The following is an 11,806-nucleotide window of genomic DNA, read 5'->3' as shown; positions in this document are numbered from 1 at the left end:
TTTGTCACAGCCGCCGGCGCGGCGGCGTCAGGTGCGACACTCTGTCAGGCCCAAGTCACTGGCAGCCCTAAAGAATCCCGTTGATGCCGCAACGCGGCGGGCTTAATAACGCGCGGTGCAGCGCGCGACCGTCGCTGTGCCGTTCGCGCGGTGCGAACGCGAATCCTTTGGTGCCGATCTGCGAACCCTGCCCGCATCTTCAAAGGTTTTGCGCTGCGCGACTTACCGCAGGCATGAAACCGCTGTTTTCAAGGGAAATTTCCGCCCGGATCGGCGCGGAATCGCCGGGGCGCGCAAGATTCTGCCCCCGGTTGCGCAGAAATGCGCCGAGGCATTTGATTTCTGCGCTGCGGCAAGCACTTATCTGTCCGAACGAACATCCTCAGAGGCGCCCATGCTGAACGACCCGGCCCGCACTGGCCAATTGATGACCCGCAGAACAGCCATGACGGCCCTTCTGGCCTCGACCGCGGCCTTCGGGATCGCGCCGCTTGCGGCGCAGGAAGCGGCAGAGGCCGAGCCGCAGGACGGCGGCGGCACGCCCTTTTCCTTCGACTGGCTGAGTGCGCGCATGAAGGACCAGGCGGCCAATCCCCCGGCGGTGGCCGAGAAGCTGCCCGGCTTCACCGCCGAACTCGGCTACGACGAGTATCAGCGCATCCGATTCGCGCGCGACCGCAACCGCTGGGCCGACCATGCGCGCTTCCAGATGAACGCCTTCCACCCCGGCTGGCTGTTCAACGAGCCGGTGCATGTCTTCGAGGTGGTGGACGAGACCGCGCGGCCGATGGTCTTCTCGACCGATGACTTCGACTATTCCTCGCTGAAGCGCGATATCCCCGAGCATTTCGAGCTTCCGGGCGCGGCGGGCGTGCGGATCATGGCGCCGCTCAACCGCGCCGACAAGTTCGACGAGCTGGTGACCTTCCTTGGCGCAAGCTACTTCCGCGCGCTGGGGCGCGACAGCATCTACGGGCTCAGCGCGCGCGGGCTGGCGGTGAACACCGGCGTGGCGGAGGGCGAGGAATTTCCCCGCTTCTCGGAACTGTACCTGCAGCGCCCCGCCGAGGGTGACGAGACGCTGACGCTCTATGCCGCGCTGCAAAGCAAATCGGTGACCGGCGCCTACCGCTTTGTCATCCACCCCGGCGCTGTCACCACGATGGAGGTCACGGCACGGCTGTACCTGCGCAACGACATCGCCCAGCTTGGCATCGCACCGCTGACCTCGATGTATTTCTTCGGCGGTTCCGATCCGGGCAATTTCGACGACTTCCGCCCCGCCGTCCACGACAGCGAGGCGCTGGTGGTGAACCTGCCCTCGGGCGAGACGCTGTTCCGCCCGCTGAACAACCCGCCACGGCTGGCAAGCTCCTATCTCGGCGCGCAGAGCCCGGTGTCCTTCGGGCTGGTCCAGCGCGAGCGCGACTTCGACCAGTATCTCGACGCGCAGGCGCATTACGAACGCCGCCCCTCGGTCATGGTCGAACCGCTCGGCGACTGGGGCCGGGGCACCGTGCGGCTGCTAGAAATCCCCTCGGATCTGGAGGTCAACGACAATATCGTGGCCTACTGGATTCCAGAGGCCGAGATGACCGCCGGAACCGAGCTGGAGGTCGCCTACCGCTTGCGCTGGGGCATGACGCCTCCGGGTGACGGCTCTTCGCAACATGCCCGGATCCTGCGCACGCGCGTCGGAAAAGGCGGCGTTTCCGGCGTGGATACGCCGACCGATCGGCGGAAATTCGTCATCGATTTCGCCGGCGGCGTTTTGCGGGAACTTCCGGGCGATGCGGATGTTCAAGCGAACGTGAGCATCACCAAGGGGGAGATCGCGGAAACCGTTCTGTCCCGGCTCGACGACGCACAGGGAACCTGGCGGCTGGTGGTCGAGGCCCGCGCCGCGCCGGGCAGCACCACCGAGCTGAAGGCTTCGCTGGACGGATACGGCGGGGTGCTCTCCGAGACTTGGCTCTACCAATGGATGCTGGAATGAAGCACGATACCGAACTGACAGAACAGGCGCTGCGCGCCGAGGCCATCGTCGAATCCTGGCTGCCCCCGGAGGCGCCGCTGGCCATGCCGACGCAGGCCCTGACCCGTGCCGAGACCGAGCGCCGCGGCGGCTGGTTGCGCATCTTCTTCGGCAACCCCGCTGTCTGACCGCCCGATGCCAGCCCCCCTGCCAGCCTCTAGCCGCACCCGCGTGGTGCGCAGCATCGCCATCGGCGTGTCCCTGTCGCTTGCGCTGGTGGCAAGCGGCCTGCTGTTCGAGGCCTCGTTGCAGGACGGCATGGACTGGCTGGACTGGTTCCGGGCGGTGCTGATCCTGATCACCACCGCATGGCTGGCCTGGGGCGCCTCGCTGGCCTTCGCGGGTCTTGCCCCCGCGCGCCCGCGCGCCGCGCCGCAGATCACCGGCGTGCAGCCCGCGACCGTGCTGCTCATGCCGATCTGCAACGAGGATCCGGTTGCCACCTTCTCGCGCCTCGCCGCCATCGACCGTTCGCTGGCCGCCGAGGGGCTGTCGGTGGACCTGGCCGTGCTGTCGGACACCCGAGAGCCCTTTGCCGCCGCGCGCGAGCGCGAGGCCTTTGCGCAATTGCGCGCCAAGGCGACCGGTCAGGGGCGGATCTACTACCGACAGCGCAGCGACGGACGTGGGCGCAAGGCGGGCAACGTCGAGGAATTCTTCCGCCGCGCGGGCGGGCGCTACGAGTTCGCCGTGATCCTCGACGCCGACAGCCTGATGACCGGCGCCGCGATACGGCAGATGATCGCGCGGATGATGGCCGACCCCTCGCTGGGCCTGCTTCAGACCCTGCCGCGCATCGTCTTCGCGCGCTCGTTCTTCGGTCGCGCCATGCAATTCGCCGCCTCGTTCCACGGCGCCGTCTTCTCGCGCGGGCTGGCGCGGATGCAGGGCGCCACCGGGCCGTTCTGGGGTCACAACGCCATCGTGCGCGTGCGCGCCTTCGCCGAAAGCTGCGGCCTGCCGGAGCTGCCCGGAAAGGCGCCCTTCGGCGGCCACATCCTGTCCCACGACTACGTCGAGGCGGCGCTTCTGGCGCGCAACGGCTGGCGGGTCGAGGTCGATCCGCAGATCGACGGCTCTTACGAGGAAGGCCCCGAGAACCTCTACAGCTACGCCCGCCGCGACCGCCGCTGGTGTCAGGGCAACCTGCAGCACATGCGCCTGCTCTTCGCGCCCGGCCTCGCCCCATGGAGCCGCTTCGTCTTTCTTCAGGGCATCCTGTCCTACCTCGTCTGCCTGCTTTGGGCGGGCTTCGTTCTGGCCTCTCTCGCGGCCTCCATCTGGGCGGTGCCGCCGGATTACTTCCCCGAGCCGCACCAGTTGTTCCCGGTCTTCCCCAGCGACCGCAGCAAGGAGATCACGGCGCTGTTCCTTGGCATCGTATGCCTGCTGATCCTGCCCAAGTTCGCGATCTGGGCCGAGGCCGCGCTGAGCGGTCGCGCCCGCGCCTACGGCGGTCCCGGCCTTACCCTGGCGGCGGTGCTGACGGACATCCTGCTGAGCTCGCTGCTGGCGCCGGTCATGCTGATGTACCAAACCCGCGCGGTGCTTCAGGTGCTGTCCGGACAGGACGGCGGCTGGCCCGCCAATGCGCGCGGAGAAGGCTTCCTGACCGTGGCGCAGGCCTGGCGCGGCAGCCTCTGGATCGTCGCGCTTGGCATGACCGGGCTGGGCATCGTCGGCTGGTTCGCCCCCGCGATGACCGTCTGGATGCTGCCGATCCTGCTGCCACTGATCGTGGCCCCCTGGCTGATCGCCCTGTCCTCGCGCCGCCTGACCCGGGCCGTCTTCGGCACCCCCGAAGAGACCGACCCGCCCGCGATCCTCACCGATTACACCACCATCCTCGAAGGCTGGAGCGCCCCGCGCGACCGGTCCGAGACCGTCGAAGGCTCTGCTGCCCATGTCCCGGCCTGACCCCCTGTCCGCCGTCCGGCGCCCCCGCGATCCGCGCATCGACGCCTTTCGCGGGCTGGCGCTGGCGATGATCTTCATCGACCACGTGCCCGGAAACCCCTACGAGGCCTGGACCCTGCGCAACTGGGGCTTCTCGGATGCCGCCGAGGCCTTCTTCGTCATGTCCGGCGTGGCGGCGGGCATCGCCTATTCCGCCCGGTTCGAGACCCGCGACCAGACCGGCCTCTGGCCCGCCATGGCGCCGCTGTGGTCGCGGGCCTGGATGCTGTACATGGTGCAGATGCTGCTGACGGTCGCGACCATCGCGATCTTCGCCGCCGCCGCCGCGCATTACGCCATGCCGGACCTGCTGACCAAGCATAACCTGAAGGGCATCTTCCAGACGCCGGAAACGGTGCTGCCCGCCCTGCCCTTCCTCGGCCATCAGATCGGCTATGTGAACATCCTGCCCAGCTATGTCGTCCTGCTGCTGGTGGCGCCCTTCGCGATCATGCTGGGCCTGCGGCGGCCCGGCCTGCTTATGGCGCTGTCGGCGGCGCTCTGGCTGGTCGCCGGGCTGACGCGTCTGAACATGCCGAACTTTCCCGGCAACGGCGGCTGGTTCCTGAACCCCTTCACCTGGCAGGTGATCTTCGTCCTCGGCCTTGCCATCGGCATCCGCCACCGGCGCGGAGAGCGGCTGGTGCCGGTGTCGCGCCCGCTGTTTGCGCTCTGTGCCGGGTTCCTGCTCTTCGTGCTGGCGTGGAAGGAGATCCCCGCCTTCGGCAAGTTCATGAACTACCAGATGTGGCGGCTGGGCGACCTTGGGCTGCCCTATACCTTTGTCACCCACAACAAGACCTACCTCGCCGTGCCCCGCCTGCTGCACGTTCTGGCGCTGGTCTACGTGCTGTCCTGCCTGCCCTGGGTGCTGCGCGCCTGCGGGTCGCGTCTGGCCGCGCCGCTGCGGCTGATGGGCCAGCACGGGCTGCTGGTCTTCGCCATCGGCACCGTCCTGTCGATGGGTTTTCAGGCGGTGATGGACGGCCACAACGATGCCGCATGGCTGGGGGTGATACTGCCGCCGATGGGCCTCTACCTGCTTTATGCCGCCGCCTATATCGCGCGCCACCTGCGGGCGCTGAAGGCGCCGCACCGTCCCGCGCCGGTTCCCGCCGCATCGGAGGCGCCCGCCGTCCTCCCCGTCCCCGCCGCCGTCGCCCACGCCGCCGAATAGCAGGCCTTGCATCTGTCGCGGTGCTGCGCCTTCATTCCCCCACAGGGACAGGAGGAGGACAGGCAATGCTGCTGGACGACAACCAGGCCATGATCGAGGAGATGGCCCGCCGCTTTGCCCGCGAAAAGCTGGCACCGCAGGCCGCCGAGAGGGACCGCACCGCGGAGTTCCCCGCAGAGACCCTGGCCGAGATGGGCGCGCTGGGGTTCATGGGAATGCTGGTGCCCGAAGACCACGGCGGCAGCTACACCGACCACCTGTCCTACGCCGTCGCGCTGGAAGAGATCGCGGCGGGCGACGGGGCGGTGTCGACGATCATGAGCGTCCACAACTCGGTCGGCTGCGTGCCGATCCTGCGCATAAGCGCGCGCCGCGCTGGAGGCGGCGACCGCTTATGCGCAGGACCGCCACAGCATGGGCCGCGCGCTGGTGGATCATCAGGCGGTGGCCTTCCGGCTGGCGGATATGGCCACCCAGGTCGAGGCGGCGCGCCACCTCGTGCGCCATGCCGCCGCGCTGAAGGACGCGAGGCAGCCCGCGCTGAAAGAGGCGAGCATGGCCAAGCTCTTTGCCTCGGAGATGGCGGAACGGGTCTGCTCGGCGGCGGTACAAGTCTTCGGGGGCTACGGCTACACCGCCGATTTCCCGGTCGAACGGATCTACCGCGACGTGCGCGTCTGCCAGATCTACGAGGGCACAAGCGATATACAGAAACTGGTCATCGCCCGCGCCCTGACCGCCTGAGGCTGCCTTACCGCCCGGCGTCAGCGACGGAGGAGGCAGCGACACCGGTGCCCCCGGGGCCTTCTCGCGGGCGCAGCCGCCGACCGGGCGCATGACGGGCCGGGGCGAAACACGCCGCCGGGGCCCCTCTTCCAGGCGCTTTTGCTGCCCGGGCGGCACGCCCTTCTCCGGCGCAGGCAGGCGCTCCGCCATCGCCGCCGCCGCGCAGGAACGATGCGGCGTCAACATGGCGTGCACAAACGCCTCAGGGGCACCACTCCGCGCGCGCCGCAACGTCAAGGACGCCACAGGCGCAATAGACCCCGCCTTACCCGTCAGGTTTCGGGCGCGGCCAGGCCCGCCTTTCGCTCCGGTCTCCGGGCCGGCGCTGAACGCCTAGGGCTTCAACCCCGGGACGTCGCGGGCCGGGTCGGGCGACTCGGCGCGGCGCCAGCGGCGCTTGCGCGGGCGGCGCGGACGGTCGGCCAGCATCAGCATGGCAGGCGTCACCACCAGCGTCAGCACCGTCGCCACCGCCAGGCCGCCCGCGATGGCCGAGGACAGTTCGGTCCAGTATTGCGTCGAGGGCGCCCCCACCACGATATCGCGGCCGAAGAAGTCGATGTTCAGCCCCAGCACCATCGGCATCAGCCCCAGCGCCGTGGTGACCGAGGTCAGGAAGACCGGACGCAGACGCTGGGCGCCGGTGCGCAGCGCCGCCTCCAGCGGCGCCTGCCCGTCTCGACGCAGGTCGTTGTAGGTGTCGATCAGGACGATATTGTTGTTCACCACGATCCCGGCCAGCGCGATCACGCCCACGCCGCCCATGACGATGCCGAAAGGCCGCCCGGTGACGATCAGCCCCAGAAGGACGCCCGCGACCGAGAAGACAATGGCGCTCATGACCACGAAGCTTTGATAGAAGCTGTTGAACTGGATCAGCAGGATCACGAACATCAGGAAGATCGCCGCCACGAAGGCCGAGCCGAGGAAGATCATCGACTCCTGCTGGTCCTCCGCCTCGCCGGTGAAGGTGTAGCTGACCGTATCCGGCAGCTCCGCCCCGTCGAGCGCGCCGCGCAGCGCGACGATCTGGTCGTTGACCAGAAGGCCCGGCGCCACGTTGGCCTCGATCGTGGTCACCCTGCGCTCGTCGATGCGGCGGATCACGCCGACCCGCTCGACCGGCGAGAAGCTGACGAAGTTCGAGATCGGCACCAGCCCCGAAGAGGTCGGCACCCGCAGGCTTGCCAGTTCCGTCAGCGACCGCGCGTCCGACGGGAAGCGCACGCGCACGTCCATTTCCCCGTCCACGTCCGAGGGCCGGTAGTCGGTCACCGTGATGCCCTGCGTCAGCAGCTGCACCGCCTGCCCCAGCAGGCTGACGTCGGCGCCAAAGCGCGCGGCCTCGGCCCGGTCCACGGTCACCGCGACCTCGACCCCCGGCAGGGGGCGCGTGTCGGTGATGTCGGTAAAGCCGCCGACCCGCTCCATCAGGGCCAGCGCCTGTTCGACCGCGGCGGCCTGATCCTCGGGGTTCGAGGCCGAAACCTCCAGATTGACCGGTTTGCCGCTGGTCGGCCCGCCGCTTTCGGTCTGCACCTGCACGTCGATCCCGGCGATATCCGACATCTCGGCACGGATATCCTCTCCGATCTCCTCGGCGGTGCGGCGCAGATCCCAGTCGATCAGGTCAAGCTGGATCCTCCCGATCACATCCTCGTCGCCCTGCCCCGCGCTCATCGAGACGCGTGCATAAACATGTTCGACACCCTCGAAGCCCAGCAGCCGGCGCTCGACCACCCGCACCAGCGTGTCGCGTTCGTAGATCGAGATATTGTCGCGGGCGCGCACCTCGACCTGCATGAACTCGGGCTCGACCGAGGGGAAGAAGCTGACGCCCCGCCCGAACTCTCCGTAGGCGGCAAAGCCCCCGAGCAACATGGCGACCGCCAGCAGGACCGTGGCGCCCGGGCGCAGGATCGCCCATTGCAGCACGCGCACATAGGCCCCCGTCAGCCCGCCGATCTGGCGCGGGTCGCCGGTTTCTGCGGCATGCAGCGCGGCCTTGGCCTTGGCGGTCTGCGGCTGGCGCTTGCCGATGACACCCCCCACCACGGGAATGAAGATCAGCGCCATGAAGAGCGAGGCCGCCAGCGTGATGATCACGGTAATCGGCAGGAACTTCATGAACTGCCCGACCACGCCGGTCCAGAACAGCAGCGGGAAGAAGACGCAGAGCGTCGTGGCCGTCGAGGCGATGATCGGCCAGGCCATGCGCCGCGCGGCGCGGGCAAAGGCGCGCTTGGGCGGGTCGCCCTCCTGCAGGTGCCGGTCCGCCAGTTCGACCGTGACGATGGCGCCGTCCACCAGCATGCCAACGACGAGGATCAGCGAGAAGAGCACCACGATGTTCATGGTGTAGCCCATGACCCACAGCACGATCACGCCCGCCAGAAAGGCCCCCGGAATCGCCAGCCCCACAAGGATCGCGGACCGCAGACCCAGCGCGTAGAGGATCACGATCATCACCAGCATGACGGCGGCAAGCACGTTGGCCTCGAGATCCGACAACAGCGTCTTCACCTCTTCGGACTGGTCCTGAAGATAGGTGACGTGCAGCGAGTCCGGCCAGTCGGCGCGCAGGGTCTCCATGGTGGATTGCACCGCCGCAACCGTGTCGATGATATTGGCGCCCGAGCGTTTCTTGACCTCCAGCGCCAGTGCGGGCTGGCCGTCGATGCGGGCGAAGCTGGTCGGATCCTCGAAGGCGCGGCGCACGGTGGCCACGTCGGCGAAGGTCACGACGGTGTTGCCGTCGACCTTGACCGGCATGGCCAGCACGTCCGACAGATCCTCGATCAGCCCGGGAACCTTCAGCACGATGCGCCCGCCGCCGGTCTCGATGGCCCCTGCCGCGATCAGGCGGTTGTTGCGCTGGATCTGGTTGATGATCTCGTCGAAGGACAGGTTGTAGGTCTGGAAGACCGTCGGGTCGATCAGCACCTCGAGGAACTCGTCCCGCGCGCCGCCGATATCGACCTCGAGCACGCCGCCCAGCGCCTCGATTTCCTCCTGCGCTTCGTCGGCAAGGTCATTCAGCGTGCGCTCCGGCACCGGGCCGGACAGAACGACGGTGATGATCGGGAAGAGCGCCGTGTTGATCTCGGTCACCTTGACGTCATAGGCGTCCTCGGGCAGGTCGCCCTCGACCGTGTCCACCGCCTCGCGCACCTTGTCGAGCGCCTCGTCGATGTCGCCGCCCGCCGCGAATTCCAGCTGCACCGAGGCAAAGCCTTCGGCGGCCTCGGAGGACATCTTGTCCAGCCCCTCGATAGAGCCGAATTCCGCCTCCATCGGTTCCAGCAGCAGGCGTTCCGCGTCGCCGGGGCTGATGCCGTCCATGCCGGTCGAGACATAGACCAGCGGCAGCGGCACCTCTGGGTTGGCCTCTTTCGGGATAGAGACATAGGCGATCGCGCCAAGGCTGAGGATCATGATCAGCGCAATCAGCACCACGCGAGAGCGGGAAAAGGCCGCGTCGATGAGGCCGTTCATTCCCCGGCCTCCGCCGGAGTATCCGCCGCGTCGCCGCCCTGCGGATCGGCCTGCGGTGCCGGAGTCGCCGCGCCGGGCTCTGCCTCCGGGGTATCGGCTTCGGGCGCCGTCCCGGCAGGCTCTGCATCGGGTTTGGCCTCCGGGGTATCGGCCTCCGGGGTAACAGCATCCGCGCCTGAGCCCGTCGCCGGTTCTGCAGAGGCTTCGGGGTCCGGTTCCGTTGCGGCGGCCACGGCGCCTTCGGCTTCGGTCTCTCCCGCGCCCGAGGGCGCCGGTTGCACGGTGACGCTTTCGCCGTCCCGGACATAGCCCTGCCCGATGGTGATGACCTCGGCGGTCTCCGGCAGGCCCGTCGCCCAGACGCCGTTCAGATCCGCCTTGACGATCTCGATGGGCCTGAAGGCGACCTTGCCATCCTCGACGACCTTGACCCCGAGTTCGCCGTCCTCGCTCAGCGAAACCGAAGAGGGCGCAAGGAAATGGGCCGTGGCCTCGCCGGTCGGGATGACGATCTGCGCCGAGATGCCCGCCGGGATCCTGCCATCGGCGTTCTCGACGGTGATCTCCGCAAGGAATGTCCGGGTCGAGGAGGCGGCGGCGGTGCCGACGAAGGTCACCTCGCCCTCCAGCGTTTCGCCGGTGATGAAGGTCACGCGGGCGGTCTGGCCGGTCTTCACCCGGTTCAGCGCCTGCTGCGGCACCTGTATCTCGACCGTGAGCGGCCTGTTGTCGACGATGCGCCCGACCTCGGCACCCGAGGTGACGAATTCGCCCTCGTCGAGGCTGAGCGTTTCGATGCGACCGGCGAAGGGCGCCACGATCCGCGCATTGCGCAGGGCCTCTTCGGCGGCGGTCACCTGCGCCTCTGCGGCGGCCAGCGAGGCGCGGGCGGAACTGACACGGTCCGCCGTGGCAACGCCGCGCTGCAACAGCGCCGAGGCATTGTCGTATTCGCGCTGCGCCACCGCAAGCTCTTCGCGCGCACGGGTCAGGTCGGCGTCCAGCTGCGCGGTGGTCAGGGTGGCGATCACCGCACCGCGCGCCACGTTCTGGCCCTTGCGCACCAGCAGCTCGCCCACGTCGCCCGAGGATTCGGCGCGGATCATGGTGTCGCGGTCCGGCAGCGCCTGCCCCTCGGCGCTGAAGGTCAGGGTAACGGGCTTGGCCGCGGAGGCGGTGACAGAGACCGAGGCCAGCCGCACCTCGGCTTCGGCGGGGGCGGCCTCGGGTTCGGCGGAGGGCAGGATGAAGCCACTTGCCATCCAGCCGATGACGGCCAGAAGCACCGCCGTGGCGATCCAGAAGGACCGCGACGCGCCCCTGTCGGTTTCGAAGCTGAGCTCTCTCGCGCCCGTTTCGCTGCTCTTGTCGGTCATCTGCTCCGTCCCGTTCCCTGTCCCGCACCTTTGGCGCGCCATCCTGACGCGATGTAAACCGGTCAGTTTGGATTTGAACCCCATTTTGCTGCAGAACAGCAAAAAGACCGGTTCACGGCGGGAAGTAGCGCAGCCCCTTGGACGGGAAAGCCGGTTCTCAGCCCTGCGACCACTCCGGCAGCGGAAACACCCGGTCGTAGAGCCAGTTGTAGGCGAAAGCATAGACCACGTAAAACCCCGCAAAGGCCACGTCCATGACCAGCGCCTCCAGCAGCGGGACGGCAAGATACCACGCGATGAAGGGGGCCAGCAGGACCAGCAGACCGGCCTCGAACATCAGCGCATGCAGGACACGCACGCGCGGCGTCTTGAGCGTGCTTCCGGTGCGGCGGTTCAGGGCAAGGTCGAAAAGCCAGTTGTAAAGCAGCGTCCAGAGCGTGGCGAGCGTGGCCCCGACCACGGCGATCACGCCGATTTCGGACAGGGCATGGTCGAAGACCCAGGCGCCAAGCGGGGTGACGATCAGCAGGGCCAGCGCCTCGAAGCTGATGGCGTGGCGAAGGCGGTCGGGGAAGGAGCGCATCGGGGCAACCTCTATCCGGGGCCGGGTCGTCCCGGCAATTGTCCATCAGGGGGAGGTCGTCCTCACGGCTTGGGACATGCCCCCTGCCCGGGGTGTCGTCAAGCCCGGCGCGCCGGACGCCTGCGGCGATTGCCACGGCACAGGCGGACAACCGGGGGCCGGGATCGCGCAATGGCGCAGCCGCCTCCGGGCACGGTCCGCCAGAGGCGACGGGGCGGCAACCCGACCCATCCGCAAGGCACCGCCGGGGTTCATCACGCAGCCATGAATAGCGGGATGGCGCTGTCGCCGCCCGGGACAAAACCGGCACGGGCAGCGCCTGCCCCGCTTCGGACGCCCCGGGGCGCGGCAGCGCAGGACCGGACGCCCCGTGACGCTCGCCCCCTGCCCCAAAGGCG

7 protein-coding genes and 1 pseudogene are annotated in these 11,806 nt (G+C 68.4%); 5 read left to right on the top strand and 3 right to left on the bottom strand.

Annotated features, from left to right (window positions below):
- The first annotated feature begins 445 nt into the window (after positions 1-445).
- The 5 genes and pseudogenes from ACN5KJ_RS12385 to ACN5KJ_RS12365 all read left to right on the top strand — a co-directional run bounded on the left by ACN5KJ_RS12385 (position 446) and on the right by ACN5KJ_RS12365 (position 5,912).
- A complete protein-coding gene (locus ACN5KJ_RS12385; protein WP_418594299.1) occupies positions 446-1,996 on the top strand; it encodes a glucan biosynthesis protein in 1,551 nt (516 codons plus the stop codon).
- Complete coding sequence (locus ACN5KJ_RS12380) at positions 1,993-2,163, top strand: hypothetical protein (protein ID WP_347165410.1); 171 nt, start codon at positions 1,993-1,995, stop codon at positions 2,161-2,163. Before ACN5KJ_RS12385 ends, ACN5KJ_RS12380 begins: the two co-directional genes overlap by 4 nt.
- Before the next feature lie 7 nt (positions 2,164-2,170).
- Positions 2,171-3,952, top strand: a complete 1,782-nt coding sequence (gene mdoH, locus ACN5KJ_RS12375) for a glucans biosynthesis glucosyltransferase MdoH (protein ID WP_418594298.1) — start codon at positions 2,171-2,173, stop codon at positions 3,950-3,952.
- The gene (locus ACN5KJ_RS12370) at positions 3,939-5,168 is read left to right on the top strand and encodes an OpgC family protein (RefSeq protein ID WP_418594296.1); all 1,230 of its coding nucleotides are present in this window, start codon (positions 3,939-3,941) and stop codon (positions 5,166-5,168) included. The genes mdoH and ACN5KJ_RS12370 overlap by 14 nt, the downstream gene beginning before the upstream one ends.
- Positions 5,169-5,233: 65 nt before the next feature.
- Positions 5,234-5,912 (top strand): annotated as a pseudogene (locus ACN5KJ_RS12365) (acyl-CoA dehydrogenase family protein).
- Positions 5,913-6,287: 375 nt separating this feature from the next.
- On the opposite strand, the gene ACN5KJ_RS12360 reads toward ACN5KJ_RS12365, so the two are convergent.
- The 3 genes from ACN5KJ_RS12360 to ACN5KJ_RS12350 form a co-directional block, all read right to left on the bottom strand.
- Positions 6,288-9,449 carry an efflux RND transporter permease subunit gene (locus ACN5KJ_RS12360; protein ID WP_418594294.1) on the bottom strand — a complete coding sequence of 1,054 codons (3,162 nt, stop codon included), beginning with the start codon at positions 9,447-9,449 and terminating at the stop codon, positions 6,288-6,290.
- The gene (locus tag ACN5KJ_RS12355; RefSeq protein WP_418594292.1) at positions 9,446-10,825 is read right to left on the bottom strand and encodes an efflux RND transporter periplasmic adaptor subunit; all 1,380 of its coding nucleotides are present in this window, start codon (positions 10,823-10,825) and stop codon (positions 9,446-9,448) included. The genes ACN5KJ_RS12360 and ACN5KJ_RS12355 overlap by 4 nt, the downstream gene beginning before the upstream one ends.
- A gap of 157 nt (positions 10,826-10,982) precedes the next feature.
- On the bottom strand, positions 10,983-11,408 hold the full coding sequence (locus tag ACN5KJ_RS12350; protein WP_418594291.1) for a PACE efflux transporter: 426 nt from the start codon (positions 11,406-11,408) through the stop codon (positions 10,983-10,985).
- Positions 11,409-11,806: the final 398 nt, after the last annotated feature.

It is taken from the genome of Ponticoccus sp. (in: a-proteobacteria) (genome assembly GCF_048381735.1).
Note: the sequence above shows the minus strand (reverse complement) of the source record. Positions and strands in the feature narration are given on the sequence as shown.

Bases quoted from the DNA above. Each gene is read 5' to 3' on its own strand.
- ACN5KJ_RS12385 (WP_418594299.1), top strand. From the start codon at position 446: ATGACGGCCCTTCTGGCCTCGACCGCGGCCTTCGGGATCGCGCCGCTT.
- ACN5KJ_RS12380 (WP_347165410.1), top strand. From the start codon at position 1,993: ATGAAGCACGATACCGAACTGACAGAACAGGCGCTGCGCGCCGAGGCC.
- mdoH (WP_418594298.1), top strand. From the start codon at position 2,171: ATGCCAGCCCCCCTGCCAGCCTCTAGCCGCACCCGCGTGGTGCGCAGC.
- ACN5KJ_RS12370 (WP_418594296.1), top strand. From the start codon at position 3,939: ATGTCCCGGCCTGACCCCCTGTCCGCCGTCCGGCGCCCCCGCGATCCG.
- ACN5KJ_RS12360 (WP_418594294.1), bottom strand. From the start codon at position 9,449: ATGAACGGCCTCATCGACGCGGCCTTTTCCCGCTCTCGCGTGGTGCTG.
- ACN5KJ_RS12355 (WP_418594292.1), bottom strand. From the start codon at position 10,825: ATGACCGACAAGAGCAGCGAAACGGGCGCGAGAGAGCTCAGCTTCGAA.
- ACN5KJ_RS12350 (WP_418594291.1), bottom strand. From the start codon at position 11,408: ATGCGCTCCTTCCCCGACCGCCTTCGCCACGCCATCAGCTTCGAGGCG.